A 25,095-nucleotide genomic window follows, 5' to 3' on the forward strand; every position below is an offset into this window, starting at 1 on the left:
CCTTTGCGGGCAGGCAAAAAAAGGCCCGGCGAATGCCGGGCCTTTCCAATGTCTCGCATGTCCAATGTCTCGCATGGTCCGGAACTGCCGGATTACTCGCGGTTGCCGAACAGCTGCAGCAGCATCAGGAACATGTTGATGAAGTCGAGGTAGAGCCGCAGGGCGCCCATCACGGACTTCTTGGTGGCTACCTCGGCGCTGTCGCCTTCATAGTACATTTCCTTGATCTGCTGGGTGTCGTAGGCCGTCAGGCCGGCGAACACCAGAACGCCGATCACGGAGATCGCGAACTGCAGGGCGGACGATGCCATGAAGATGTTCACGATCGAGGCGAGGACGATGCCGATCAGGCCCATGAACAGGAAGGAGCCCCAGCCGGACAGGTCCTTCTTGGTGGTGTAGCCGAACAGGCTCAGGGCACCGAAGGACGCCGCCGTGATGAAGAAGACGCGTGCGATCGATCCGCCCGTGTAGACGAGGAAGATCGACGACAGGGAAATCCCCATGACGGCCGAATAGACCAGGAACATGATCCGGGCCGAGCTCGCGCTCATGGACTGGATCCGGAAGGACAGCCACATCACCATGCCGAGCGGTGCCAGCATGACGAGCCATTTCAGCGGGCTGCCATAGAGCGTCGCGCCAAGCTGGGTCAGCATCTTGCCGTTGCCCAGGCTGGCGACGGCCAGGCTCGGATCGGTTGTGGTGGCCAGCATCGAGGTCGCCAGCGCAAGAAAGCCTGTCAGCGCGAGGCCGATGGCCATATGGTTGTAGACGCCCAGCATGTAGGCGCGCAGGCCCTGATCGATGCCGGCCTCGGCGCGTGTGCCGGCACCCGCATAAGTGCCTTGGGATTGACGGTCAAAGGTCGACATGGTCGTGGTATTCCCCTTTTATTCGACGTGTGCCCGTGTTGTCACAGGCAGCACAACTCCCTCAACATATGGGAAATTGCTGTTGCAAGCTCAAGACGGAAATTCTGAAAAATTCGTTATCTTTCCGCTTTTGACGGCATCTTATGCCAATATGATCGCAAATGGGCGATTATTTCATGGCCTTGAGGCGCGATGCGATCTGCCGGTCGCAGGTGCCGCCCGGATTGCGGACGATCTCCTCGGACGCGAAATCCAGGATTTCCTTGTCCTTGTCGCGCATCTGCTCGACGGTCACACCCGGCTTGAACCACTGCAGAACCGCATAGTCGCCGCCTGCATCGGTCAGAAAAGCGACAGGTTTGCCGTCCTCCATGATGCCCATGCGGCCGACGCGCACTTCCTCGATCGTGGTATTGCGGGCTTCGCCGTCGATGGTGATCCGGTTCTTCCGGACATTCAGTTTCTTCAGCTTGGATCCGGAGGTGCCGGCCCAATTGCCGAAGAAGCGCTTGCCCTTCTTCTCGACGGAGAGGCAGGAATTGGTGAAGTTCGGGATGGACAGGCGTTCCGCGGTGACCTCGACCGGCTCGCCGCCTTTTGGCGCAAGTGTGTATTTCATCGAGTTTTCGCCGGTGCGATAGACCCTTATGCCGACCGGCGTGTAGCCGCTGTCGCCGATGGTGCGGGTGAAGAAGTCGAACTGATTGGCATCATTGGTGCCGGCACGGCGATAAAGCCAGCGCTTGGGCAGGCCATCCTCGAAGACCAGCCAGTCGCTGACCACCAGGCCACGCGAACCTTCCGGAGTGTCAAGCTGCCAGACACCCGTGTGGAACGGGCTTTCGGCAGTTGCCGTTGTCGCAACCGGCACGCTCACGACTGCTGCGAGCACGGCGGCTTTCAATATGACTTTCAATCGGCTTCCGTAAAAAATTTCAAACATTGCGCGGCCCCTTGAACTTCCTACCCTGACAATAACCGGATAACCAAGAATGAAACCGCATGCAAGTTGCGCCAGGCTTAAGTCCGCCGCGAGCGGATTGCATTTTCCCGCAAGGTTCCGTCAGCCGGGCCGGACTCGTCGCTGGCTGACGCTTTTTTACAAGTTTCGCAGCACCGGTGCCGGTTTTTCACCCAGAATGCGCCAGGTGCCGATCAGGCCGAAGCCGACGGTCAGCACCAGCGCGATCAGCGCCGCGCCCGCTGCCGTCAGCGGCATCAGCACGAAACTGCCGTCCATGATCCGGGTGATCACATACCAGGCGGCGAGACCGCCGGCGAACAGGGCGAAGACCGCCGTGGTCAGCCCCAGAATGGCGTATTCCAGCGCATAGGCGATAATCAGGCGTGCCCGGGTCGCTCCCAGGGTTTTCAGGATGACCGCGTCGTAGATCCGGCTTCGGTGACCGGCGGCCAGGGCACCGGCGAGCACGAGCACGCTGGCGACCAGCGTGATCGAGCTGGCCCCCCGGATTGCCCAGGCAAGCTGCGCGACCAGGTCGTTGACCTGGGAAATCGCGTCCCTGACCCTGACGGCGGTCACTGTAGGATAGGCGTTTGAGACGGTCTTCAGGAGCGCGAGCTCCTGCTTGACAGGCACGTCGTCTTCCCAGCCAAGGGTCATCAGATGGGCGTGCGGGGCGCCCGCGAAGGTGTTCGGGGAGAACACCATGACAAAATTGATCGCGAGCGATTGCCATTCCACATCGCGCAGATTGGCGATTTCCGCGGTGATGTCGCGGCCGAGCACATTGACCGAGACCTGGTCGCCGATTTTCAGCCCGAGATCGGTTGCCGCTTCCGCGTCGAAGGAGACCAGCGGCACGCCGTCATAGTCCTCCGGCCACCAGGCCCCCTCCACCAGCTTGGAATTTTCCGGCAAGGTGGCGTCGTAGGTGATGCCGCGGTCGCCGCGCAGGACCCATCCGGAGCCGTCGCGGGCCGGCACGAAGTCCTCGGAGGCGATTCCGTTCAGGCTGACGATCCGGCCACGCAGCATCGGCACGCTCTGCAGGTTCGCCTTCGGTGCTTCGGCGGCAAGAAGGGCCTCGAAAGCATCGCGCTCCTGGCTCTGGATGTCGACGAAGAAGAAACTCGGCGCCTTGTCGGCAATGGTGGCGGTGAGCTCCCGGCGCAGGTTGCCGTCGATCAGCGCAAGCGCCACCAGCAGCGTCAACCCGAGGCCGAGCGACAGCACCACGGAAGGCGTCAATGCGCCGGGCCGGTGAATGTTGGCAATGGCCAGCCTGAGTTCGGTCGAGCGCATCGACGGCAGGCGCCTGGCAACATGCATGATGACCCGGGCCACCAGCACCAGCAGCACGAATGCGCCCGCGGCAGCGGCCAGATAGATCCCGGCCATGCGCTTGTCGTGGGCCAGGGTCACGGCGATCACGGCGAGCAGGGCAACTGTCACGGCGGTTGCCAGCAGATAGCGCTTGCGCGGCAGTTTCGCGCCTCCGGTGACGATGTCCCGGAACAGGGCTGTTGGCGGCACGTCATGGGCCCGGCCGAGCGGCCAGAGCGCGAAGGCCAGGGCCGTCAGAAGGCCGTAGGTCAGACCCAGGCCCAGTTCGGTCGGGTAGATATTCGCGGCCATGGCGACCGGCAGCACGCCGTCCAGCGCGGCTGCCGCCGCAAACGGGATCAACGCTCCGATGACGAGGCCGGCGGCAATGCCGATCAGCGCAAGGACAATCATCTGCACCAGATAGATCCTGAAGACGAAACCGCCGGTGGCGCCCATGCATTTGAAGCTGGCGATGACCTCGCGCTTGGTTTCCAGATAGGCCCGGATGGCATTGGCGACGCCGACGCCGCCGACGACCAGCGCGGTCAGGCCGACCAGGGTCAGAAACTGGGCGAAACGGTCAATGCTGCGCTGAAGGCCCGGGGAGGCATTGGCGCGCGAGCGGACCCGCCAGCCGGCGTCCGGACGGGCTGATCTGGCGTCCTCGACAATGCCCTCCAGCGCTTCCAGACCGGGCGACGGGTTGAGGCGGACCCGGTAATGCCAGCGGACGAGGCTTCCGGGTTGCACAAGATCGGTGCCGGGCAGCGCCGCGTCGGAGACCATGAGACGCGGGCCGAATTCCATGCCGCCCGCGAGCTTGTCCGGTTCGCTGGCGATCACATCGGTGATCCGGACCGTGCCACGACCCAGAGACACTGTGTCGCCGACGGCAAGATCCAGCCGCGCCAGCAGCGCTGGGTCGGCGACCGCTCCCCAGATCCCGTCGGTCTGGGCCAGCGCTTCGTCCAGTGAGCGGCCGCCCGCCAATGCGACGGCGCCATAAAGCGGATAGGCAGCATCAACGGCTTTCAGTTCGACGAGCGCCTGATTGCCTTCGCGATCCGCATTCTCGGGCAGACGCGCCATGGCCCGCATGGTGGCCACCCGGGAGATGTCTCCGAGGTCCTCCAGGTAGGCGAGCTGATCGGGCGCGGCTTGCCTGTGAATGAGGCGGAAGGCGAGGTCGCCGCCGAGAATCGCCTGGCCTTCGCGCGAGATACCCTCGGTCAGGGCGCGCGACACGGAGGTGACGCCGGCAATGGCCGCCACGCCGAGAGCGATACAGGCAATGAAGATGTAGAATCCCTTGAGGCCGCCGCGCAGCTCCCGCAAGGCAAATCTGGCGGCCAGAGGAAATGTCTGGTGGCCGCGTGAGGCCGATCCCGGCACAAAGCCGCTCATGCCTGGACCTCATGGGGGGCGGCGGTCGCGACGGCTTCCTCGATTTCCCCGGAGCGGACGCGGATCATGCGTCCGCATTTGGCTGCGAGATTCGGATCGTGGGTCACCAGAACGAGCGTGGTGCCGCGCGCTTTCTGCGCGGCAAACATCATGTCCACGATCTGCGCTCCGGTCGAATCGTCCAGGTTGCCGGTCGGCTCGTCAGCGATCAGGATTTCCGGTTCGACGACGAGCGCGCGTGCCACGGCGACGCGCTGCTGTTCGCCGCCCGAAAGCTGGGCGGGATAGTGGGAGAGCCTGTGGCCGAGCCCGACCGCCTCCAGTTCCGCCCTGGCCTTGTCGAAGGCGTCGCCATCGCCTGCAAGTTCAAGCGGGACGGCAACATTCTCGAGGGCGGTCATGTTCGGAACCAGGTGAAAAGACTGGAAGATGATACCGACATTGCGGCCGCGAAACCGGGCCAGCTGGTCCTCCGAAAGCGGTCCAAGACCGGTTCCGGCGACCGTCACGGAACCCGTGTCGGCCCGTTCCAGGCCAGCCATGACCATCAGCAAGGTCGATTTGCCGGACCCGGAGGGGCCGACAAGCCCGACGGATGTGCCCTGCTCGATCTCGAGATCGATCCCCTTCAGGATATGCACCCGGCCGGCGCCGTCGCCGAGGGTCAGATGGACATCTTCGAGGGCGATCGCGATCGATTTTTTCATTGTCAGGCCTTTACAACGGACGTGCGATCGTCTTCCTGACGGTTGCATGCCCTCGACAAGTGGACTCCTCGCGACCATATGGGCCTGATGTCCCGTGTCTTCCAGTCCTGAAAGAGAGTTCGCGTGAATCGGTTTCTTGCCCCTCTCATCGTTTCGATTGTCGTTTTGCTCGCAAGCGCGGCTCACGCCGAAGATTTCAAGCTGGTCGTGCTTGGCGACAGTCTCGCCGCAGGGTATCAGCTGCCCGCGGGAGACGGGTTCTCCGGACAACTTCAAAAAGCCCTGGAGGCAGGCGGGCACGCGGTGGAGGTCGTCAACGCGAGTGTATCCGGCGACACCTCCTCGGGCGGACTGTCGCGGCTGGACTGGTCGGTCGGGACGGATACCGACGCGGTCATTGTGGAACTGGGCGCCAATGACGCGCTCAGGGGCATCTCGCCGGAGATCACGCGGGCGAATATCGACGAGATTACCCGGCTTTTGCGCGCGCGCGGTGTCGAGGTCCTTCTGGCCGGCATGATTGCGCCGCGCAACCTCGGTCCTGACTATGCCCAGAGGTTCGATGGGATCTATGCAGAGGTGGCCAGGGCCCATGATGCCCTGCTCTATCCTTTCTTTCTGGAAGGGGTCGCGCTCGATCCGGACCTCAATCTCGCCGACGGCATGCACCCCAATGCAAAAGGGGTCGAAGTCATCGTCGAAAACATTCTGCCGAAAGTGGAAGCGCTTTTGGACAGGTCACGTTCGTCCCGAGAGTGAATTTTCCGGGATGCCCCAATTCAAAATATGAAGGATTGCCTGATGGAACAGCGCCGTCTTGGCCGCACGGATGTGCAGGTGAGTGCTCTTTGTCTCGGAACCATGACCTACGGTGAACAGAATTCGGAAGCCGAGGGTCATGCGCAGATGGATCTTGCGCTCGAAAAAGGCATCAATTTCTTCGATGCCGCCGAACTCTATCCGATACCGCCCAGAAAAGAGACCCAGGGGCGCACCGAGCGGATCATCGGATCCTGGTTCAAGAAGACCGGCAACCGGCACAAGGTGATCATGGCGACCAAGACGGTCGGCCGGACGGACATGGACTGGTTCCGGGAAAATGGCGAGAAAGGCCGGCTGACCCGTGCCCAGATCGAATTCGCGGTCGACCGCAGTCTGAAGAACCTGCAGACGGACTATATCGACCTCTACCAGATCCATTGGCCGGACCGGACCGTTTCCGGTTTCGGGTCGAACCCGACGCGCTGGGTGGATGTGGCGCCCGCCGAGGAAGAAAACAGCATTCAGTCGACGCTCGAAGTCCTGTCCGATCTGGTCAAGGCGGGAAAGGTGCGCCACATCGGAGTGTCCAACGAAAGCGCCTGGGGGACCATGCGCTTCGTCACCGGATCCGAAGGTCATGACGTGCCGCGCGTGGCTTCGATCCAGAATGCCTATTCGCTCGTCAACAGGACCTTCGAGACCGGCCTTGCGGAAGTCGCGCGGCGCGAGGACGTGGGCCTGCTGGCCTATTCGGTGCTGGCACAAGGCTATCTGACCGGGAAATACCGCAACGGCGCCTTGCCGGCGGGCGCGCGCAAGACCCTGTTCGACCGTCTGCAGCGCTATGAACATCCGCGCACGATCGAGGCGGTCGATGCCTATCTGGATCTGGCGAAGGACGCGGGACTCGATCCGTCACAAATGTCCATTGCCTTCGCCCTGTCGCGTTCGTTCGTGACCTCGGTGATCCTGGGCGCGACCCGGATCGACCAGCTGGAGACGGATATCGGCGCCGCCGACCTGACCCTGAGCAGCGACGTCCTGGAAAAGATTGATGCCCTGCATCAGGAGTTCGGTAACCCGGCTCCCTAGAGCCGGGAAGAATCACACTTGCCAGCGAGGCCGGAACCCGGAGGTCCGGGGCCGGCACCGGCCGGGCCGCGAGAGCAATTTCTGAAGGAATCCCAAAAACTTAATTTTTTGTCTTGCGAATTTCATGAAGTTGATTCCTCATGGGTTTCATCAGCTACAGCGGAGGGAACACCCATGCCGCGCCTATTTACAGGCCTTGAGATTCCGTCAAAGACGGCCCTTATGCTTTCGATGCTAAAGGGAGGTCTCCGGGGCACCCGCTGGATCGATCCGGAAAACTATCACCTCACCCTGCGCTTCATCGGCGACATCGACGACCGCACCGCCGACGAGGTGGTCGCGGCGCTGGACCGGATCCGCCGTGACCCGATCGAGATCCGGCTGAACGGGCTGGGTTCCTTCGGCAACGGCAAGCCGCATGCGGTCTGGGCGCGTGTCGAGCCGTCGGCGCAGCTTGCCGAGTTGCAGGCCGAGCAGGAACGGATCCTTCAGCGCCTGCATCTGCCGCCCGAGCGCCGCAAATACATTCCCCATGTCACGGTCGCGCGCTGCAAGAGTTCGACCAACGAGGATGTCGCCAAATGGCTGAGCGAGCGCGGTAACTTCCAGGCACCTCCCTTCATTGCAGGACGCTTCGTGCTGTTTTCCGCGAAAGCCAGCGTGGGCGGCGGCCCCTACCTGGTGGAAGAGGCCTATCCGCTGGCGGCCTGAGTGGGCCCGAAGGATAAAAGGCGCTGCCCGGCTCAGCCGGACGTCGGCTCGAGAAGTCCGGCATAGACGTCCAGCGTCTTCGCGCACATGGTTTCAACGGAAAAATTCTGCCGGACATGGGCCAGTGCCCGGTCGGTCAGATGTGTCCGGTTCTCCGGCTGCAGGCGCAGCGCCATCGCGATGGCCTCGGCAAGCGCGGCCGGATCGCCGGGCGGAACACGCCAGCCCGTCCGTTCTTCTTCGGCGACCTCGGGCGGGGCCAGCACGGTTTCGGGCACCGCGCCGAGATCCGAGACGATGACGGGAACCGATGCGGCCTGGGCCTCGACCGCGGCCCTCCCGAACGCTTCCGGCTCTGTCGAGGCGACAACCGCGAGATCCGCCAGTGCAAGCGCCGCCGGAACGTCCGCGCAATGCCCGACCAGCCGCACCCGGTCGTGCAACGCGTTGTCGGCAATCAGTTTCTTGAGCTCGGCGACATAACTCTCGCGTCCCTGCGGGTCACCGGCGAGGATCGCGATCGGCTCGTCGCCGCCGGTGTCCGGCAAGCGCGCCATCGCCTCGATGACCACCCTCTGCCCCTTCCAGGAGGTGAGCCGCGCCATGTTCAGGATAATCGGGTGTCCCGCCGGGATCCCCCACTGGTCCTTCAAGGCCTGCTGGCGGAGCGCGCTGACATTGTCCGGCTCCAGACCATTGAGGTCGGACCCGCGCTGGATCACCGAGATTCGGCCTTCGGCGAAGGGGTGTCTGGCCGACACAAGCCGGGCAATGAAGTGCGAATTGGCGATCACCGCATCACCGCGCGCCATCACCGAATTGTACCTGGCCTTCAGCGCGTTCGATTGATTGTAGGTGCCGTGATAGGTGGTGACGAAAGGAATTCCGGTCTTTCGTGCGGCCCAGAGGGCCGACCAGGCGGGCGCCCGACTTCTGGCGTGGAGGAGGCTGATGTTCCTCTCCTTCACCAGATCGGCAAGCCGCGACACGTTTTTCCAGATCGTGAGCGGATTTTTCGACTTGACCGGAAGCAGGATGTGCTCGGCGCCGGAAGCGGTCAGTTCCGGAACCAGTTGGCCGCCCTGACTGACGACAAGAGCCGTGCCGCCGGCCTCGACCACTGCGCGCGCGACATCGAGGCATGTCCGCTCCGCGCCGCCGGAATTCAGATCCGGGATCACTTGCAGGATCGTGGCCGCGGGGGGCAATTGTCGCAATTCGGACCTCCGGAAAACTTTTCAAGACGTGGCGTCTGTGTCAAACGGCATGTTCAGATCAGACGACCGGAACGAGAGCCATAGTATGGAGACGGGCGAACCGCAATTCATCAATGTCGGAAAAAAAGCCGGGGCACGCCGGATCGCGGTGCGAAAGGCCTCAGGCCAGGCGCCCGGCCTGATGTGGTTGTCCGGCTTCAAGTCGGACATGTCCGGGACAAAAGCCGAAGCACTCGCGGGTTTCGCGGCCCGAAAGGGCCGCGAACTGGTCCGCTTCGATTATTCCGGCCATGGCCTGTCCGGAGGCGATTTCGAGAGCGCCTGCGTTTCCGACTGGCTGGAAGAGGCGGAGGCCGTGTTCGACCGGTGCTGTTCCGGCGGCACCATACTGGTCGGTTCGTCCATGGGCGGCTGGATTGCGATTCTGCTGGCGCTTGGCCGGGTCGAAACCGGACGCATCAAGGGTCTTGTGCTGATCGCGCCGGCGGTCGATTTCACCGAACAACTGATGTGGAAGCAGCGGTTCGATGACGACATTCGCCGGACCATCCTCACGGAGGGGCGCTGGGCACAGCCATCCGCCTATGACGCAGACCCTTACGTCATCACCCGAAAGCTGATCGAGGACGGTCGCAGGCATCTCCTGCTGGGCAAGGTGTTGCACCCGGGCTGCCCGGTCACGATCCTGCAGGGCGCGCGAGACCCGGATGTTCCGGCTGCCCATGCGCGGCGTCTGGTCGAGGTGCTGCCGCAGGACGATGTCAGCTTTACTTTGGTGCCCGACGGCGACCACCGCCTGTCCCGGCCGCAGGATATCGATCTTCTGCTAAGAGCGGTCGCCGAGATGGTGGAACCATAGCCAGCCGGCGCGCGGCCCGAAGCGAAGCTCTCATCAATCGCTAGACCGGCATTGTCTCGCGGCCCTGTTTGAGGACCCGGTACCAGGCCCAGAACAAGCGTGCGGCAATTGCCCGGTGCGGGGCCCAGTCGGCGGCGATGGTATCGAGGTCTTTCACCGGTGGCCTGTCTGCAAGTCCGAGGGCATCGCCGACGGCGATCTGCAAGGCCAGGTCGCCGCTCGGGAAGATGTCCGGGTGGCCGGCGCAGAACAGCAGGAAGATATCCGCGCTCCAGCGGCCGATGCCCTTGATCGCGCACAGGCGCGCATGCGCTTCGTCCGCCGGTGCTTCGGCCAGCCCGGCCAGATCCAGCCCGTCGAGACAGGCGGCGGACACCGCGCGCAGGGTCCGGATCTTGGGCCGGGACAGTCCGGCACCGGCGAGGTCTTCATCGGAAAAGCCAAACAACTGTTCGGCGGTGAGGGGCGTGACCAGTGTCTGCAGCCGGCCGAAAATGGCGGACGCGCTGGCGACCGAGACCTGCTGTCCGGCGACGATCTGGGCGAGACCCTCGAAATTTGCGGCGCGGCGTCGCAAGGGCAGCGGGCCGGCCAGATCGGCAATCCTGGCCAGGCGCGTATCCGCCGAGATCAGCGTCGCCAATCCAGCCCGGATGTCGTCTTCTGTCACGATCGGTTTCATCTGGCCGGACCCGGGGTTCGAGGCGAATGCAAAAGCGCGGCGGTGGTCACTTGCGTGCAGGCGCCGGAGTGATAGGAAGGTCTTGTAAGTTCCACCCTTCCGCGTCAACCCGGCAGCATGTCAAAAAACGTTTTCCGCTTCGCGCCCTCTCCCAACGGGCATCTGCATCTCGGCCATGCGCTGTCGGCCTTGCTCAATGCCCGCGCGGCTGTCGCGCTCAACGGCAGACTGCTCGTGCGGGTGGAGGATATCGACCGGACCCGGTGCACCCCGGAGCTGGAGCGGGACATGTTCGAGGACCTGGCCTGGCTCGGGCTGCAATGGGAGCGGCCGGTCGTCCGCCAGTCGGACTGTTTTGCGTTCTATCGCGCGGCGCTGGAACGCCTGCAGGATACGGGCCTGGTCTATCCAGCCTATCTGACACGCGCGGAGATCAAAGGGTTCGTGTCGGAGCAGGAGGCGGCCGGCGAAGCCTGGCCGCGCGATCCGGACGGCGCGCCGCTCTATCCGGGGGATGCGGCGGTCCTGTGCGATGCGGAACTGCGCCAGAGGGCCGTGAGTGACGCTCCGTTCGCCCTGCGGCTCGACATGAAGGGCGCGCTTGAGCGGATCGGCGCGCGGCCGAGCTGGCAGGAAGCGGGCGCTGAGGGCGGCGGCCTGTTCGAACCGCCGGTCTCGGTCGAAGCCGACCCGGCGGCCTGGGGGGACGTGGTGCTGGCGCGCAAGGACACACCGACCAGCTATCACCTGTCGGTGGTTGTCGATGACGCCCGCCAGGGTGTCACCGATGTGCTGCGCGGGCAGGACCTTTATCACGCCACCAGCGTTCACCGGGTGCTTCAGGACCTTCTCGGCCTGCCGCAGCCGGTCTACAGGCACCACCGGCTCGTCTTGGACACGGACGGCCGCAAATTGTCGAAGTCGAACGGGGATACCAGCCTGAAGGCGCTGCGCGCGGCGGGCATGACCCATGCGATGCTGCGCAGGCGCATCGGTCTTTGAGCCGGGGTCTGTTCAGCTCAGACCCGGCCCGAACCACATGTCCAGGAACCAGATCCACAGGCTCGTGGTCAGGATGGCGCTCAGGGTCGTCACGGTGATCGCATTGGCCGACATGGCATGGCCGGTGCCATAGCGGTTGGCGAAGATATAGGCGTTGGCGCCGGTCGGGCAGCTTGCCGTCAGGGTTGCGACGGCGGTCCACAGCGGCGGCAGCTGGAACACGAAGGCCCCGGCGACAAACACGACGACAGGCATCACAAGGATCTTCACCGTGGCGAGCAGGAAGCCCGGTATCACGTTGCCGCGCATGCCGTATTGCACCAGACTCATGCCGAGGGACAGCAGCGCCAGGGGCAGGGCCGTCGCGGCGATGCGGTTCAGAACGTCCATGCCGATTTCTGGTATTTCGAGGCCGGTCAGGCGCCAGAGGAATGAAATGACAATGGCCAGGATGAGCGGATTGGTGGCCAGTTTCCTGGCGATGCCCAGGAGCAATTGTCCGAGCGGCGGTTTTGTGGTGCCGCTGTCGATCGCGGCGGCGCGTTCCATGGCAACGGCCATCAGAATGGTCATGACCGCCAGATGGATCGAAATGATCAGAAGCAGGGGGACCAGTCCGGCTTCACCGTAGACGGCAGAGATGAGCGGCAGCCCGACCATGATGCCATTTGCGAAAGCCGCCGAGATGCCGCCGATCGCGCCGGCGCGGGCATCGCGGCCGAAGCCCTTGCGGATGATCAGGGCGCCAAGCACCCAGGCAATTCCGACCCCGAGGAAATAACTCGCCCACAGGGCCAGCGGCACGCCCGAGCTGAGATCGGCACCGATCAACGTGCGGAATAGCAGGACCGGAATGGCGACGACAAAGACAAATTGTCCGAGGGCCTCGCTGGCATCTTGTTTGAGAACCCGAAATTGCGCCAGGGCATAGCCGATGCCGATCAGAATGAAGACCGGGGCGACAATGGAAAGGGTTTGTCCAAGCATGGCGAGCTTCGGCCTCTGGCTGATTCACATATTGCAGGTTCGGGACACGAGGCCGGTGGTTCAGGTCAGCTTGAATGCAACCGGATGGACAGCGGCCAGTCATCAGGGTAAGCACGTTGTAACTCAAGAGCGTCGATCATGACTCATCCGACCGTCGGGCTTCGGTGCTCCGCGCGCCCGGTCAACCAGGCGGCGCGACGCGATAGGCCTCGCCGGCAGACGAACATGGGCCATCAGGTGGATCATGATCAACACTCTTTGATATTGCTGGTCAACTTGGCTTTTTGACATCCATCTGGCAAGCCCTGTCGATGTCCAACCCGCGCGAAGGAGCCTGGGCCGAATGACAGATCAGGACGAAGACAGTGTCAAACTGGCGTTGCTGGCCCACGACCTGAGAACACCGCTCGCGGCCATGCGGCTGACCGCCGAACTGATCGGCACGGGCCCGCTCAACAGCACGCAGACCGAGCAACTCTCGATCCTGATCCGCTCCATCGACGCGCTGACGCGGATGACCGGGGACCTGGTCGCGGAAGCGGGACCGGGAACGGCCGTCACGGGCCGGGAAACCAGGGTGGCGGATGTCGTCACCGAGGTTGCAAGCCTGTTTCAGGTCGCTGCGGCGGCCAAGGGACTGTCGCTTGATGTCGTGGTCGACGCGCGTGCCGCGGACACCCGGACCAACAAGACCGCGCCCCTGCGGCGTGTGCTGACGACCCTCTTGGACAACGCGGTCAAGTACACGGCGGAAGGCGGTGTTCGCGTGTCGCTGACAGCGCTTGAACAGGGCGCGGACGCCGAGACCAGGAGCCCGGCCCGGGTCAGCCTGACCGTTTCCGACAGCGGGCCGGGTATCGACCCGGAAGAGGGCGCGCGGTTGTTCAGGCCGTTCGTGCGTGGCCGCCATGGCCGCGAGACGGGGCCGGGGACGGGGCTGGGGCTGTGGGGCGCCGAGCAACTGGTGCAGGACATGAACGGCCGGATTTTCCTGGAGCGCGCCGAAACCGGCGGCTGCCGTTTCAACGTGGAGATCCCCGTCGCGCCGGATGGCGCCGGCTCGATACCGGGCGGGGACATGTCGGCCAACGGGGCCGAGGGCGGACCCGGCGGCGCGGTTCGCGGGCGGCAGAACGCGGGTAACGGCCTGTTGCCCTTTCACGCGCTTGTGGTCGACGACAACGAGACCAACCGCAAGCTTCTGTCCGCGTTGCTTGAATCCTTCGGCATCACCACGGACATTGCCCGGTCCGGAGAGGAAGCGATCGAGATGGTGCGCAACGGGGCCTATGACGCAGCGCTGCTGGATCTGCACATGCCCGGCATGAGCGGCGTTGAGACCGCGGAAAAACTCCGGGCCTTGCGGACGGAGCAGGAGTTGCCGCTTGTCGCGGTCACCGCCGCGCTGGAATCCGTCGGCGACGAAAGCCTGAAACAGGCCGGTTTCCAGGACACGTTGACAAAACCCCTGTCAGCGGCGGCCCTTTATGAGGCAATGGAGCAGGCACGCAGCCTGAAGCAGACGTCGCGCGCGCCCGCTACGCCCTGAGGCACCGGCGCCGGCCGGCTGTCGTTCCGCAGGAAAGGATTGGATGGACCGGCCGGATGCGCTAAACAGCCGCCATGAAGCCGACCCGAGCCCGACTGACATCTGCGAACACCACCAGCCGCAAGATCCTGGACTGGTGCGCCCGCCACCCGATCATCGTCGTGGCCGTGTATGTCTGTGTCGTCTCGCTGATCTTTCTGATCTTTCCGGGCATCGACCTGAAGGCGAGCGCCCTGTTTTATTTCGGTCCGGACGGATTCGCGGCGCAGGACGTGCCGTTCCTGCGTGAAGTCCGGCACCTGGGGCCGTTTCTCGTGCGGGTGATTGCCGTTGCCTGTGTCGGTATCCTGCTGCTTAAACTGCTCGTGCCGGGCCGTCCGCCCCTGATGCCCTTGCGCCAGCCGGTCTTTCTGCTGTCCACGCTGATTCTCGGGCCGGGCGTTCTGGTAAACGCGGTCCTGAAGGACAACTGGGGGCGCCCCAGGCCGCGATCCGTGGAAGAATTCGGCGGTGACCTGCCGTTTCAGCCGGTCTGGAAAATGACCGATCATTGCGACAGCAACTGTTCTTTCGTTTCCGGAGAGGGGTCTGCGGCCATGTGGCTGGTTGCCACGGCCTTGCTGCTGCCCGCGACCTGGCGCAAGGCAGCTCTGGCGTTCCTGATCCCTCTCGGACTTGTCCTGTCCGTCAATCGGGTCGCCTTCGGCGGACATTTTCTGTCCGACACGCTGCTGTCCTGGGGGCTGACCCTGCTGCTTGTTCTGGCAATTCACCACCTGCTCTTCGTGAAGGACCCGCCGCTGACGACAGACCGCCAGCTCGATGAATGGTTCACCAAGCGCGGACGCGGTGCGCAGCGGCTGGTCCGGCGGCTTCTGGCGAGAATCAGGCAGTCGCTCCGGGCCGTGGCCCGTATTTTTTCGACCAGCTGAACAGGCGCGCGGCTATTTCTTGCGCGGACGGGTGCGTTTCAGGATCCGGGCGAAACGAAGCGGGGACCTGTCTTCCACCCAGGTGATCGCATGGTTCAGTTGCCGGGTCTTGCGGCGGCGGCTGCGGAGCATGCGCGCCGCGCCGCGGCTCGTGCCGACGATGACGACCAGACCCAGCGCCAGCAGTGGAACGCCGGTTGGAATGGGCAACCACACGGTCGCCAGTCCGGCCACGATAAGGACCGCAGCAAGGAACCACCAGAAAACTTTCATGTTTCATGCCACGGGAGTTTGCACGGGACAGCCACCAATACAGCAGGCTGTGAGACGGATTTATGAAGCCGGAGATCAAGCCGGGTGCTGTTGTCCGGTTGTCGGCAGGTTCCTGTCACATATGGTGGTATAAGGTAGGCTGACAGCCTCAGGGAGGATCAAATGGCGGAGCGACTGAAACCGGAAGACCGGGCCGCGGGCCTGTGCGGCTTGCCGGACTGGCACACATGCGAGGGGCGGGACGCCATATCGAGGTCGTTCCGGTTCCGGGACTTCCGGGACGCGTTCGCCTTCATGACGCAGGTGGCGCTGGTGGCCGAAAAGATGAACCATCATCCGGAATGGTCGAACGTCTACCGCAGTGTCGACATCACGCTGTCGACCCATGATGCCGGCGGACTGAGCCGGCTCGATCTGGAAATGGCCTCAGAAATCGACCGGCTTGCCGGACGATTCATCTGATCCCGGGTCAGGCGGCCTTGGCGAGCAGAAAGCGATGGCCGTCATCGACCCGCACGGCTTCCAGCAGGGTATGGCCGTTTTCACTGCAGAAATGGGGAATGTCGATTTCGGCCATCGGGTCGGTGGTGAGTACCTCGAGTCGGTCGCCCGGATTCAGCCGGGTCAAGGCCTTGCGGGTCTTGAGAACAGGGAGCGGGCATTTCAGACCTTTGAGGTCCAGCGTCGTGGCCGTGGTCAATCAACTTTCTCCATGGGATGACGTCGTTGGGGTATCATAGTGCTTTCCGGCATGGACCGACAGGCGTTCATAGATGATTAGGGGTTCGCGACTAGGTTGTTTTAACTAGATTTGACAATCCGCAGGGCGGAAAGTTCAGGCACGGGTTCCGGACGCGCCGCAAGGCCTGTTCGCCGAAGCCGGCGATGTCAGCCACCGGTCGTTCCACCAGACGGGCGTCGTCAACATTTCTGGGCATGACCCGGGGGGGCAGATGAAGGCGGGATTGCAGGGACTCATTTTGCTGGCGCTTTCCATCCTGCTTTGGCCTGGCCATCCGGCAAGGGCGGAGCCGGCCGAAGTGACAATCGTCACCCAGAATTTCGCCCCCCTTCAATGGAGCAACCAGGGCAAGCCGGACGGATATGTCACGGCCTATATGCTTGCAGTGGCCGAGAAGGTCAGCCGGTCCGTTCCCGTTCGAATCGAGGCGTTCGAGTTCCTGCCCTGGAAGCGCGCGATGCTGACGGCGGAAACCGTGCCGAACGTGCTGTTGTTCTCGCTGTCGCGCACGGCCGAGCGCGAGCAGAAGTTTTTCTGGCTCGGTGAAGTCTCACCCTATGGCCAGTATTTGTACCAGCTTGAGAGCAGCCCTGAAATCAAGGTCGACCGGATCGAGGATCTGCTTGATCTGGACGTGAGGGTGGGCGTGCAGGACGGCGGCAACCTGTTTGCCTATCTCAAAAAGCTCGGCTTTGAGGGCACGGGCAAAATCGTGCCGATCACCGACTACCATCAGGGCATTGAGATGCTGTATCTCGGCCGGATCGATCTCCTGCCGCTGACCGGGTTCCTGGCCGAGGCGAGCGCCTGCAAACAGGGGTATGACGGCAGCCGGCTCAAACCGGTGATTTTTGTCGAAGAACTCGCCAAGCCCCTCTGGGCAGTGTTCAGCAAGGGGACGGACCCGGATCTGGTTGATGCATTCAGAGCGGAAATGGCCGTCTTGAAGGACGAGGGGTTTCTGGATGCCCAGATTCTTTCGCATCGGAGCAACTGGCAGGCGCTTGCGTGCGGTGCCTGGACAGTGGAAAACTAGCGGCAGCCGTCTTATTTACGGCTGCGTTTTGCTGAACAGGACCAGGATTCGATGAACAAAAACACAGGCTCCCCTCTGGACGTCCTCGATTTCTGGTGGAACGCGGGGGCGAAGAAGTGGTTCGCCAGTGACAGTGCGTTCGACACCGCCTGCAAGGACCGGTTTTTGCCGGCGATCGAGGCGGCCCGGGCCGGCGACCTGGACCACTGGGCAAAGACGGCGGATGGCGCGCTGGCGCTTCTGCTGCTGCTGGATCAGATGCCACGCAACGTCTACCGCGGTACGCCGGAGGCGTTCAAGGCCGACGGCAAGGCTGTCGCGACCGCCGAGGACGCCCTGGCGCAGGGATTTGACCGGGCCTTTCCGAAGGATGCCCGGGGATTTTTCTACCTGCCCTTCGAGCATTCCGAAAACATGGCGCATCAGGAAAGATCCGTGGATCTGTGCCGTGTGCTCGGTGACACCAACCTCTATCACTATGCCCTGATCCACATGGATGTGATCCGCCGGTTCGGCCGCTTTCCTCACCGCAACGCCGTCCTCGGTCGGCAGACCACGCCGGAGGAAGCCGCCTTTCTGGAAAGCGGCGGCTTCTCCGCCTGACATCCGGTTCCTGAGACTGTCCCTGGCCGTCGGGTTCCCGGGCTTTCCGGCGCATGGCTCTCCGCAATTGCCGTATTTTTAAGCGCCCCATTCGGCTGTTGAAGTTTTGCATATTTTTTAATCACCTCTGCGATTGATGACTATTTTTTGAGCTGAATTTTTGCCTGAAAAGCCATCAGCTTCCGAGTGTCCTGGATCAGGATGCGGTCAGATCCAGGCCTTGAATCCGCATGTTTCCGCGACTTCTCCAGAAGAAATATCGAGTTGGCACGGTCCTTGATAGGAAAGGGGCGAAACCGGCCCGGAGCCACGACGCGTGGTCAAGCCGAAGACCTGAAGGGATCCTTCCAGAGGGGGACGCAATCAGGCGCGATTTCCGGGGTGGTAGGCCGAGCTTCTTCGACGGGAAGGGGCACAAGCAAGGGGAATGGAACGAGCAATGAAAATCGTGATGGCCATCATCAAGCCGTTCAAGCTCGACGAAGTGCGTGATGCCCTGACGGGCATCGGCATCCAGGGGCTGACGGTGACAGAAGTGAAGGGCTATGGCCGACAGAAGGGGCATACCGAAATCTATCGCGGCACCGAATACGCCGTCAGCTTCCTGCCGAAGCTGAAGATTGAGGTCGCCGTGGACGCCGCCTCCGTCGACAAGGTCGTCGAAGTGATCTCGGGCGCCGCCAAGACCGGTCAGATCGGAGACGGCAAGATCTTCGTTTATTCGATCGATCAGGTCGTGCGCATCCGTACCGGCGAAACCGACGCCGAAGCTCTTTGATTTAGGTAAGGAAACGTATCATGAAAAAACTTGTCGCTAAGGGCGCGACGTCGCTGGCCTTGCTGAGTCTCTCGGCATTGCCGGTGCTTGCCCAGGACACCGAGGTCGCCGTAGTCGTTCCGGCCGTGTCCCCCGAGGTCGCCTATATTCTCAATACGCTGCTGTTCCTGATCGGTGGCTTCCTGGTCATGTGGATGGCCGCCGGCTTTGCCATGCTGGAAGCCGGCCTTGTCCGCTCCAAGAACGTGTCGATGCAGTGCCTGAAGAACATCTCGCTGTATTCCATCGCGGGTCTGATGTTCTGGATCACCGGTTACAGCCTGATGTATACCGGCGTTGACGGTGGCTATATGGGCTCCTTCGGTCCGTATTCCTTCGACGCGGTCGGCGGCGATGCCCTCGACACCGGCTATTCCACGGCTTCCGACTGGTTCTTCCAGATGGTGTTCTGCGCAACCACGGCGTCGATCGTCTCCGGCACGCTGGCCGAGCGCATCAAGCTGTGGCCGTTCCTGATCTTCACGGTCGTTCTGACCGGCTTCATCTATCCGATCGCCGGTTCGTGGCAGTGGGGTGCCGGCTGGCTCTCCGAAATGGGCTTCTCCGACTTCGCCGGGTCGACGCTGGTGCACTCCGTCGGTGGCTGGGCCGCTCTTGCCGGTGCCATCATCCTCGGTGCGCGTAAAGGCAAATACGGCGCGGACGGTTCGGTTCATCCGTTCCCGGGTTCCTCCATGCCGCTGGCAACTCTCGGTACGTTCATCCTGTGGCTCGGCTGGTTCGGCTTCAACGGTGCGTCCCAGCTCGCCATGGGCACCATCGGTGACGTCTCCGACATCTCGCGGATCTTCGCCAACACCAACATGGCTGCTGCGGCCGGTGTTGTCGCTGCGGTGATCCTGACCCAGGTGCTCTACAAGAAGGTCGACGTGACCATGGCCCTCAATGGTGCCCTGGCCGGTCTGGTGTCCATCACCGCCGAGCCGCTGGCTCCGAGTGTCTGGCAGGCCGTGTTCATCGGTGCCATCGGTGGTGTGATCGTGGTCTTCACCGTGCCGCTTCTGGACAAGCTGAAAATCGACGACGTGGTCGGCGCCATCCCGGTTCACCTGCTCGCAGGTATCTGGGGCACCCTGATCGTGCCGCTGTCCAACAGCGATGCATCCTGGGGCACCCAGATCGTCGGTATCGTGGCCTATGGCGTGTTCACGCTGGTTGCCTCGGCCATCGTCTGGATGATCCTGAAGGTCACCATGGGTATCCGGGTCTCGGAAGAGGAAGAAGCTCTCGGTCTCGACAAGGTCGAGGTCGGCGTGGAAGCCTACCCGGAATTCGGAACCGGTTCCCAGCGTCTCTGAAACGAGACACTGCGATAAAAATCTCCCAGGCGGTCTATTGGCTCAGACCGCAAACTTGGAAAGCCCGGGGTTCGCCCCGGGCTCTTTTTTATGTCCGGGCGGGCAAGTCAGTTCTGCCTAAATAATAAACTTATGAGCACGGAGTGGGCAGGTTTCCGAGGGCTGTGTGCGAGTGAGGTTCTGTCGCCGCCCAGATAATTGGCGGATTTCTGCGTATTTTTTAATCTTCTGCCTGATTGGCATGCTGTTTGTATAGGTAGCGGTTCAAAACGCACAAGCAAATGGCAATTTGCCTATCGGGGGGTCAGAAATGAATGATACCGGAGTTGGAGGGGACGTCTTTTTCGTTCTCGTCGGGGCTATACTCGTGTTCGCCATGCATGGCGGCTTCGCTTTTCTCGAAGTCGGCACGGTGCGGCAGAAAAATCAGGTCAACGCGCTGGTGAAGATCCTTGTCGACTTCGCCCTGTCGACGGTGACCTATTTCTTTGTCGGCTATGCCGTTGCCTATGGCACGACCTTTCTCGTCAACGCGGCAGCCCTGTCCGGCGGCGGGGACGGGTTCGAGCTTCAGGGCCTGACGCTGGTGAAGTTCTTCTTTCTGACCACGTTTGCCGCCGCCATTCCGGCAATTATCTCCGGCGGCATCGCCGAGCGGATGAAATTCTGGCCGCAGTGCCTTGCGACGGTCGCGCTCGTGGGCATTGTCTATCCTCTTTTCGAAGGTCTCATGTGGAACGGCAATTTCGGTTTCCAGAGCTGGCTTGAAACGAGTTTCGGCGCACCGTTCCACGACTTCGCCGGTTCGGTGGTGGTCCATGCCGTCGGCGGCTGGATCGCCCTTGCGGCCGTCCTGCTTCTGGGCGCCCGCATCGGCCGCTACGACCGCAACGGAAATCCGGTCGGCATTCCGCCATCTTCGCTGCCCTGGCTTGCCATGGGGTCGTGGATGCTGTGCGTCGGCTGGTTCGGCTTCAACGTGATGACCGCCGGGTCGCTGGAAGGCGCATCGGGTCTTGTCGCGATCAATTCGCTGATGGCCATGGCCGGCGGGATCCTGGTTGCGCTTCTTGTCGGCAGGAACGATCCGGGTTTCGTTCACAATGGTGCGCTTGCGGGTCTGGTCGCCGTGTGTGCCGGGTCCGACGTCATGCATCCGGTCGGCAGTCTCGTTGTCGGCGGGGTTGCCGGAGCGGTGTTCGTTATCGGCTTCGGCTACTGTCAGAACAGGCTGAAAATCGACGATGTGCTCGGTGTCTGGCCATTGCACGGCATCTGCGGGGCCTGGGGCGGGATCGCGGCCGGTTTCTTTGGCCTTGAAGCCTTCGGCGGTCTTGGTGGCGTGTCGCCGATGTCGCAATTGATCGGCACCGCGCTGGGCATTCTCTACGCAAGCGCCGCGGGCTTCGCGGTCTACGGGCTCCTGAAGACGACCATGGGCCTGCGGCTGACCCCGGAAGAGGAGCATCTGGGCGCGGACCTGGCGATCCACAAGATCAGCGCCAATCCGGAGCATGATCTGGGTCGGTAGGATTTCAGACGGAGCCGGGACGGCCGTTGTTGCGGCGGTCCCGGCTCATGACCGGGGGGCGGGAACCGGCCAGGCGTTGTGCGCGCTTCAGGCCACGGGGCTGCCGTCGCGCAGCAGGGCCGCCAGGTTGTCATGGCTGTCGACAACACGATGGGCGCCGGCAGCGCTCAGTTGCTCCGCATGACCGTCATGGCTGTGGCCGCCGCCGACGAAACCCCAGACCGACATGCCTGCCGCCAGCCCCGCCTTGACGCCATTGGCGCTGTCTTCAATGACCAGTGTTCGCGCGGGGGCCACGCCGAGTCTGGCTGCCGCGAACAGGAACAGGTCCGGTGCCGGCTTGCCGTTTTCAACCTGTTCGCCGGAATAGATATGCGGATCGAAATAGGCAAACAGACCCGTGTGCCGGAGCTTGTGGATCAGGCGGTGCAGGCGGGAGGACGAGGCGACCGCACGCGGCCCCTTGTGGGCGTCCAGCAGCTGCTTGATGCCGCCGATTTCGGACAGTTCCCGGTTGATGCGTTCCATGGTGGCCGCGTCCAGCTCCGTGCTGAAGGTCGCCGGCAGGGGGCCCTTGCCGAGAGCCTGGAGGTCCCGGTCGAGAGCGGCCCAGTAATCCGTGCTGCCGAGGCCCTGGAACCGCTGCATGTAGGTGTCCAGCTCGTAGTGGAGACCGATACGGGCCAGATATTCCCGCTCCACATCGACATAGATCTTTTCCGAATCGACCAGAACGCCGTCGCAGTCAAACAGGATCGCCTCGAATGTCATGTGTGCCCTCGTTGATGGAACTCTAGTGCGAGCCGTCATACAGTCCTTTAACAACCTGTCTTTGAAACAAGATGACAAGCAGGGCCGGAGGCAGGACCGCGAAGATCGCGAGCATCGCTCCCCGCAGGCTGCTGGTGCCCAGATACTGCATGCCCCTGACCAGGGTGTAGGTGTTTTCATCCGACGTGACCATGACCGGCCACAGGTACTGGTTCCAGCCATTGACGAACAGGACGAGGAACAGCGCGGCCGCGGTCGGCAGGCTGAGCGGCAGCAGGATGTCCTTGAAGAACTTCAAGGGTCCCGCGCCGTCCAGACGGGCCGATTCCAGCAGCGCGTCCGGTACGGTCAGCAGAAACTGGCGGAAAAACAGGGTGCCGAGACCGGAGGCGGCAAGCGGCAGGATGAGGCCCGTGCGCGTGTTCACGAGATCCAGTTCCGCGACAACGGCATAGGTCGCCAGAAACCGGGCTTCCAGCGGCAGCATCAACGTCAGCAGCAGCAGTGAAAAGATCAGGGATGCGAAGCGGACCCTGAAGTAGATCAGGGCGAAGGCGGTCAGGAGCGACAGCGCGACCTTCAACCCGGCAAAGCCGGCCCCGAGCAGGAAGGAATTCCACACCATCGACACCACCGTGATGTCGCCGGAGAACCCGGCGCTGGTTGTCAGCAGAGCCTGGTAGTTGTCAAGGGCGGCGCTGCCGAGGTCCAGGCGCGGGCGCAGCCGTTCACCGGCGCCGTGGGTGGTTGCGGCGAACAGCGAATAGAGCGGCAGCACCATGAAAACCGTGCCGCAGGCAAGAATGCCATGGTCGATCAGACGGGCCTGCCATCGTGTTCTCAAGGCCATCTGCGGGGTATCCTGAATTCGGTGGCTGATCGTCCGGACGGCGGCCTTCATAACACGACAATGCCGGAATGCTTGGCCTTGTGTTCCGGTTCGACATGAATGGTGACGCGCGCACCCGGCACGTCTTCCGCGATCGCCGCCTCGATGCGGTCGCAGATGTCGTGGGCGGCTTCGACGGCCATGTCTCCGGGAACCACCAGATGAAAGTCGATGAAGGTGGATCTGCCGGCTGTCCTGGTTCTGAGATCATGGGCCTCGAGCGCCCCCTGGCCATGTTCGGATATCAGCAGTCGGATCTTGTCGAGCACTTCACCGGAAGCGGCCTCGTCCATGAGACCGCCGACCGATTCCTTCACAAGGCCCCAGCCGGACCACAGGACGGTCAGGCCGACCAGAACCGCCAGCACCGAATCCAGCACCTTCCAGCCGGTCAGCATCACCAGAACAACGCCGGCCAGCACGCCGACCGAACTGATGACGTCCGTCACGAGATGCTTGCCGTCAGCGACAAGCGCGGGAGATCGCGCGGATCTGCCGTAGTGGATCAGATAATTCGCCCAGGCGCCGTTGATCATGGCCGCAACGATGTTCAACCCGATGCCCATGGGAGAAAAGTGAGGACTGTCGCCCTGGGTGAAGCCGATCCAGGCCGCGCGGAAGATCGTCAGGGCCGCGAGCACGATCATGACGCCGATCAGAACCGCGGCGAAATACTCGGCCTTGTCATGTCCGTAAGGGTGATTGCTGTCCGCGGGTTTCGCGGCGAACCAGACGGCGGCGAGCGTGGCGAACGCGGACGCGATGTTGACCGTGGTTTCGAGCGCATCCGAGTAAAGGGCGATCGAGTCCGTCAGCAGGTAGGCAGCGGTTTTCAGTGCGAGCACCACGAGGCCGACAACAATGCTCAGGAATGCAATCTGAAGCCTTCGACGTAGGTTCATGCCAGTCCCCCGGGTCGACAGGAATTGTCGATCAGCCTTGTCGATCAGCCTTCCGGACGGGTGTGTGGAAAGCAGCGGACACCGCCGGCCCTGAAAGACGGTTCACGCCTGACCCCGGGGGGGCAGACAGTCCGTGTATCGGGCCTGGCGGGGCAAGGGGTAGCAGTTTTTTCGCGGCTGACAACCTGTTCAACGGGATGGATCGCTCTTTTCCCGGTTGAATTGACTTTCGGTCACACACCCGGCGCCAGTCAGAAACCGCCGCGCCAGTCCATCACGGCCGCGCCGACGATGGCGCCGGGTCCGTCCTGATCTTCCACCTGCACGAGGATCGCGCAGCGGGCGTCGCCTTTCAGCATCAGCTTCGATTTCGGCATGCGGAATGTTTCCTCACCGCCGGACCACATTCCGATCGGCTGCAGGTTCTGCACCACGTTGACATAGCGGATCTTGCGACCCGCGTTCTCGCCGCGGCCGATATCGACCATGGCTTCCTCCGAGATGCGCAGGAAATAGATGGTCGCCATCTTTCTGCCTTCGGGCAGGGTGCCGTCGACGGTCGCCTGCACCACCATGTCGGAAATATTCAGGTCGACCGTGGCGGTAAAGGGCTGTGCACGCGCCAGTGCCGCAAGGACGTCGCTTTCCCGGCTGCCGACCACGTGCTCGTCGCCGTTGATCACCATTTGCGGGGTGTAGACCGAGCGATCGCCGCGCCGGGCCGCATAGGCACGCTGGCGCTGCGAATGGACCGGACTTGCAAGTGTGTCCTTCCAGCCGAGATAGTCCCAGTAATCGACGGGCATGAGGACCGTCAGGACCGACTTGTCCTCTGAAACAAGCCGCTCCGCGAGCCGGTCGGCCGGTGGACAGGACGAACAGCCCTGGCTGGTGAACAGCTCGATGACCTTTTCCGGTTGCGCGCGCGCTTCCTCCCAGGGGGTCGCGATCGCGGCTATTGCGGCAAAGACGACCAGCCCTGTTCGGCAAGCACGCGCGGCTTTCCGGGACAACATTCGCACCATTGGCTTTTTCCTATTCCGATTGCTTTCAAAATAGGCAATCAATCAGTCAATCGCGAGTCACGAGCCGGTGACCGTCCGTGCCGGAGGGCTAAATCGCGGGAATGTGAGAATTGCGGAT

General features: G+C 62.8%; 26 protein-coding genes. 13 read left to right on the forward strand and 13 right to left on the reverse strand.

All coding sequences use genetic code 11. The annotated features are described in order from the left end of the window. Positions 1-92: 92 nt before the first annotated feature. The 4 genes from WNZ15_RS13785 to WNZ15_RS13800 all read right to left on the reverse strand — a co-directional run bounded on the left by WNZ15_RS13785 (position 93) and on the right by WNZ15_RS13800 (position 5,276). Positions 93-875 carry a Bax inhibitor-1/YccA family protein gene (locus tag WNZ15_RS13785; protein ID WP_342893558.1) on the reverse strand — a complete coding sequence of 261 codons (783 nt, stop codon included), beginning with the start codon at positions 873-875 and terminating at the stop codon, positions 93-95. A 169-nt stretch (positions 876-1,044) separates the two neighbouring features. Further along, a complete protein-coding gene (locus tag WNZ15_RS13790; RefSeq protein WP_342893559.1) occupies positions 1,045-1,791 on the reverse strand; it encodes a hypothetical protein in 747 nt (248 codons plus the stop codon). Between the two features lie 183 nt (positions 1,792-1,974). Continuing rightward, positions 1,975-4,569, reverse strand: a complete 2,595-nt coding sequence (locus tag WNZ15_RS13795) for an ABC transporter permease (protein ID WP_342893560.1) — start codon at positions 4,567-4,569, stop codon at positions 1,975-1,977. Beyond that, positions 4,566-5,276 (reverse strand): ABC transporter ATP-binding protein, encoded by a 711-nt coding sequence (locus tag WNZ15_RS13800; RefSeq protein WP_342893561.1) that lies wholly within the window; start codon positions 5,274-5,276, stop codon positions 4,566-4,568. The genes WNZ15_RS13795 and WNZ15_RS13800 overlap by 4 nt, the downstream gene beginning before the upstream one ends. Before the next feature lie 123 nt (positions 5,277-5,399). Between WNZ15_RS13800 and WNZ15_RS13805 the strand changes: the two genes are divergently transcribed. The 3 genes from WNZ15_RS13805 (at position 5,400) to thpR (ending at position 7,841) form a co-directional block, all read left to right on the forward strand. Further along, on the forward strand, positions 5,400-6,035 hold the full coding sequence (locus WNZ15_RS13805) for an arylesterase (protein WP_342893562.1): 636 nt from the start codon (positions 5,400-5,402) through the stop codon (positions 6,033-6,035). A 42-nt stretch (positions 6,036-6,077) separates the two neighbouring features. Next, a complete protein-coding gene (locus WNZ15_RS13810) occupies positions 6,078-7,130 on the forward strand; it encodes an NADP(H)-dependent aldo-keto reductase (RefSeq protein WP_342893563.1) in 1,053 nt (350 codons plus the stop codon). A 174-nt stretch (positions 7,131-7,304) separates the two neighbouring features. Then, complete coding sequence (thpR, locus tag WNZ15_RS13815; protein ID WP_342893564.1) at positions 7,305-7,841, forward strand: RNA 2',3'-cyclic phosphodiesterase; 537 nt, start codon at positions 7,305-7,307, stop codon at positions 7,839-7,841. A gap of 32 nt (positions 7,842-7,873) precedes the next feature. Here thpR and WNZ15_RS13820 read toward each other — a convergent pair whose 3' ends face one another. Next, positions 7,874-9,058, reverse strand: coding sequence for a glycosyltransferase family 4 protein (locus WNZ15_RS13820; RefSeq protein WP_342893565.1), 1,185 nt, complete (start codon positions 9,056-9,058; stop codon positions 7,874-7,876). Positions 9,059-9,143: 85 nt separating this feature from the next. Between WNZ15_RS13820 and WNZ15_RS13825 the strand changes: the two genes are divergently transcribed. Continuing rightward, positions 9,144-9,917 carry an alpha/beta hydrolase gene (locus WNZ15_RS13825; RefSeq protein ID WP_342893566.1) on the forward strand — a complete coding sequence of 258 codons (774 nt, stop codon included), beginning with the start codon at positions 9,144-9,146 and terminating at the stop codon, positions 9,915-9,917. Positions 9,918-9,957: 40 nt separating this feature from the next. Here the strand turns inward: WNZ15_RS13825 and WNZ15_RS13830 are convergent, their stop codons facing one another. Next, positions 9,958-10,599, reverse strand: coding sequence for a DNA-3-methyladenine glycosylase 2 family protein (locus WNZ15_RS13830; RefSeq protein WP_342893567.1), 642 nt, complete (start codon positions 10,597-10,599; stop codon positions 9,958-9,960). A 117-nt stretch (positions 10,600-10,716) separates the two neighbouring features. Here WNZ15_RS13830 and gluQRS point away from each other — a divergent pair, with 117 nt between their 5' ends. Further along, on the forward strand, positions 10,717-11,601 hold the full coding sequence (gene gluQRS / locus WNZ15_RS13835; protein ID WP_342893568.1) for a tRNA glutamyl-Q(34) synthetase GluQRS: 885 nt from the start codon (positions 10,717-10,719) through the stop codon (positions 11,599-11,601). 12 nt (positions 11,602-11,613) lie between these two features. Here gluQRS and WNZ15_RS13840 read toward each other — a convergent pair whose 3' ends face one another. Beyond that, positions 11,614-12,588, reverse strand: coding sequence for an AEC family transporter (locus WNZ15_RS13840; RefSeq protein ID WP_342893569.1), 975 nt, complete (start codon positions 12,586-12,588; stop codon positions 11,614-11,616). Between the two features lie 343 nt (positions 12,589-12,931). On the opposite strand from WNZ15_RS13840, the gene WNZ15_RS13845 reads away from it, so the two are divergent. Further along, positions 12,932-14,137, forward strand: a complete 1,206-nt coding sequence (locus tag WNZ15_RS13845; RefSeq protein ID WP_342893570.1) for an ATP-binding protein — start codon at positions 12,932-12,934, stop codon at positions 14,135-14,137. Positions 14,138-14,211: 74 nt separating this feature from the next. Next, on the forward strand, positions 14,212-15,069 hold the full coding sequence (locus tag WNZ15_RS13850; protein WP_342893571.1) for a phosphatase PAP2 family protein: 858 nt from the start codon (positions 14,212-14,214) through the stop codon (positions 15,067-15,069). 12 nt (positions 15,070-15,081) lie between these two features. Here WNZ15_RS13850 and WNZ15_RS13855 read toward each other — a convergent pair whose 3' ends face one another. Next, complete coding sequence (locus WNZ15_RS13855) at positions 15,082-15,342, reverse strand: hypothetical protein (RefSeq protein WP_342893572.1); 261 nt, start codon at positions 15,340-15,342, stop codon at positions 15,082-15,084. 162 nt (positions 15,343-15,504) lie between these two features. Between WNZ15_RS13855 and WNZ15_RS13860 the strand changes: the two genes are divergently transcribed. Further along, positions 15,505-15,804 carry a 4a-hydroxytetrahydrobiopterin dehydratase gene (locus tag WNZ15_RS13860; RefSeq protein ID WP_342893573.1) on the forward strand — a complete coding sequence of 100 codons (300 nt, stop codon included), beginning with the start codon at positions 15,505-15,507 and terminating at the stop codon, positions 15,802-15,804. 7 nt (positions 15,805-15,811) lie between these two features. Here WNZ15_RS13860 and WNZ15_RS13865 read toward each other — a convergent pair whose 3' ends face one another. Then, positions 15,812-16,042, reverse strand: coding sequence for a sulfurtransferase TusA family protein (locus WNZ15_RS13865; RefSeq protein WP_342893574.1), 231 nt, complete (start codon positions 16,040-16,042; stop codon positions 15,812-15,814). Between the two features lie 265 nt (positions 16,043-16,307). On the opposite strand from WNZ15_RS13865, the gene WNZ15_RS13870 reads away from it, so the two are divergent. The 5 genes from WNZ15_RS13870 to WNZ15_RS13890 all read left to right on the forward strand — a co-directional run bounded on the left by WNZ15_RS13870 (position 16,308) and on the right by WNZ15_RS13890 (position 21,390). Next, on the forward strand, positions 16,308-17,120 hold the full coding sequence (locus WNZ15_RS13870; RefSeq protein WP_342893575.1) for a transporter substrate-binding domain-containing protein: 813 nt from the start codon (positions 16,308-16,310) through the stop codon (positions 17,118-17,120). 51 nt (positions 17,121-17,171) lie between these two features. Continuing rightward, a complete protein-coding gene (locus tag WNZ15_RS13875) occupies positions 17,172-17,723 on the forward strand; it encodes a DUF924 family protein (RefSeq protein WP_342893576.1) in 552 nt (183 codons plus the stop codon). Positions 17,724-18,162: 439 nt separating this feature from the next. After that, entirely contained in the window at positions 18,163-18,501 is a 339-nt protein-coding gene (locus WNZ15_RS13880) for a P-II family nitrogen regulator (RefSeq protein ID WP_342893577.1), read from the forward strand. Between the two features lie 20 nt (positions 18,502-18,521). Then, the gene (locus WNZ15_RS13885) at positions 18,522-19,859 is read left to right on the forward strand and encodes an ammonium transporter (protein ID WP_342893578.1); all 1,338 of its coding nucleotides are present in this window, start codon (positions 18,522-18,524) and stop codon (positions 19,857-19,859) included. A 310-nt stretch (positions 19,860-20,169) separates the two neighbouring features. Next, entirely contained in the window at positions 20,170-21,390 is a 1,221-nt protein-coding gene (locus tag WNZ15_RS13890; protein ID WP_342893579.1) for an ammonium transporter, read from the forward strand. An 87-nt stretch (positions 21,391-21,477) separates the two neighbouring features. On the opposite strand, the gene WNZ15_RS13895 is transcribed toward WNZ15_RS13890, so the two are convergent. The 4 genes from WNZ15_RS13895 to WNZ15_RS13910 all read right to left on the reverse strand — a co-directional run bounded on the left by WNZ15_RS13895 (position 21,478) and on the right by WNZ15_RS13910 (position 24,977). Next, on the reverse strand, positions 21,478-22,161 hold the full coding sequence (locus tag WNZ15_RS13895; RefSeq protein WP_342893580.1) for an HAD family hydrolase: 684 nt from the start codon (positions 22,159-22,161) through the stop codon (positions 21,478-21,480). Between the two features lie 22 nt (positions 22,162-22,183). Beyond that, positions 22,184-23,011 (reverse strand): ABC transporter permease subunit, encoded by an 828-nt coding sequence (locus WNZ15_RS13900; RefSeq protein WP_342893581.1) that lies wholly within the window; start codon positions 23,009-23,011, stop codon positions 22,184-22,186. 47 nt (positions 23,012-23,058) lie between these two features. Continuing rightward, positions 23,059-23,952 (reverse strand): cation diffusion facilitator family transporter, encoded by an 894-nt coding sequence (locus WNZ15_RS13905; protein WP_342893582.1) that lies wholly within the window; start codon positions 23,950-23,952, stop codon positions 23,059-23,061. A gap of 251 nt (positions 23,953-24,203) precedes the next feature. Continuing rightward, on the reverse strand, positions 24,204-24,977 hold the full coding sequence (locus WNZ15_RS13910; protein ID WP_342893583.1) for a DUF1223 domain-containing protein: 774 nt from the start codon (positions 24,975-24,977) through the stop codon (positions 24,204-24,206). Between the last annotated feature and the right edge of the window lie 118 nt (positions 24,978-25,095).

Origin of the sequence: Roseibium sp. AS2, from assembly GCF_038900065.1 — a bacterium.
In the GTDB taxonomy this organism is placed as follows: Bacteria; Pseudomonadota; Alphaproteobacteria; order Rhizobiales; family Stappiaceae; genus Roseibium.

Coding starts and splice junctions, on each gene's coding strand:
- WNZ15_RS13785 (WP_342893558.1), bottom strand. CDS start 875: ATGTCGACCTTTGACCGTCAATCCCAAGGCACTTATGCGGGTGCCGGC.
- WNZ15_RS13795 (WP_342893560.1), bottom strand. CDS start 4,569: ATGAGCGGCTTTGTGCCGGGATCGGCCTCACGCGGCCACCAGACATTT.
- WNZ15_RS13800 (WP_342893561.1), bottom strand. CDS start 5,276: ATGAAAAAATCGATCGCGATCGCCCTCGAAGATGTCCATCTGACCCTC.
- WNZ15_RS13810 (WP_342893563.1), top strand. CDS start 6,078: ATGGAACAGCGCCGTCTTGGCCGCACGGATGTGCAGGTGAGTGCTCTT.
- thpR (WP_342893564.1), top strand. CDS start 7,305: ATGCCGCGCCTATTTACAGGCCTTGAGATTCCGTCAAAGACGGCCCTT.
- WNZ15_RS13825 (WP_342893566.1), top strand. CDS start 9,144: ATGGAGACGGGCGAACCGCAATTCATCAATGTCGGAAAAAAAGCCGGG.
- WNZ15_RS13830 (WP_342893567.1), bottom strand. CDS start 10,599: ATGAAACCGATCGTGACAGAAGACGACATCCGGGCTGGATTGGCGACG.
- gluQRS (WP_342893568.1), top strand. CDS start 10,717: ATGTCAAAAAACGTTTTCCGCTTCGCGCCCTCTCCCAACGGGCATCTG.
- WNZ15_RS13840 (WP_342893569.1), bottom strand. CDS start 12,588: ATGCTTGGACAAACCCTTTCCATTGTCGCCCCGGTCTTCATTCTGATC.
- WNZ15_RS13845 (WP_342893570.1), top strand. CDS start 12,932: ATGACAGATCAGGACGAAGACAGTGTCAAACTGGCGTTGCTGGCCCAC.
- WNZ15_RS13850 (WP_342893571.1), top strand. CDS start 14,212: ATGAAGCCGACCCGAGCCCGACTGACATCTGCGAACACCACCAGCCGC.
- WNZ15_RS13855 (WP_342893572.1), bottom strand. CDS start 15,342: ATGAAAGTTTTCTGGTGGTTCCTTGCTGCGGTCCTTATCGTGGCCGGA.
- WNZ15_RS13860 (WP_342893573.1), top strand. CDS start 15,505: ATGGCGGAGCGACTGAAACCGGAAGACCGGGCCGCGGGCCTGTGCGGC.
- WNZ15_RS13875 (WP_342893576.1), top strand. CDS start 17,172: ATGAACAAAAACACAGGCTCCCCTCTGGACGTCCTCGATTTCTGGTGG.
- WNZ15_RS13880 (WP_342893577.1), top strand. CDS start 18,163: ATGAAAATCGTGATGGCCATCATCAAGCCGTTCAAGCTCGACGAAGTG.
- WNZ15_RS13885 (WP_342893578.1), top strand. CDS start 18,522: ATGAAAAAACTTGTCGCTAAGGGCGCGACGTCGCTGGCCTTGCTGAGT.
- WNZ15_RS13890 (WP_342893579.1), top strand. CDS start 20,170: ATGAATGATACCGGAGTTGGAGGGGACGTCTTTTTCGTTCTCGTCGGG.
- WNZ15_RS13895 (WP_342893580.1), bottom strand. CDS start 22,161: ATGACATTCGAGGCGATCCTGTTTGACTGCGACGGCGTTCTGGTCGAT.
- WNZ15_RS13900 (WP_342893581.1), bottom strand. CDS start 23,011: ATGGCCTTGAGAACACGATGGCAGGCCCGTCTGATCGACCATGGCATT.
- WNZ15_RS13905 (WP_342893582.1), bottom strand. CDS start 23,952: ATGAACCTACGTCGAAGGCTTCAGATTGCATTCCTGAGCATTGTTGTC.
- WNZ15_RS13910 (WP_342893583.1), bottom strand. CDS start 24,977: ATGGTGCGAATGTTGTCCCGGAAAGCCGCGCGTGCTTGCCGAACAGGG.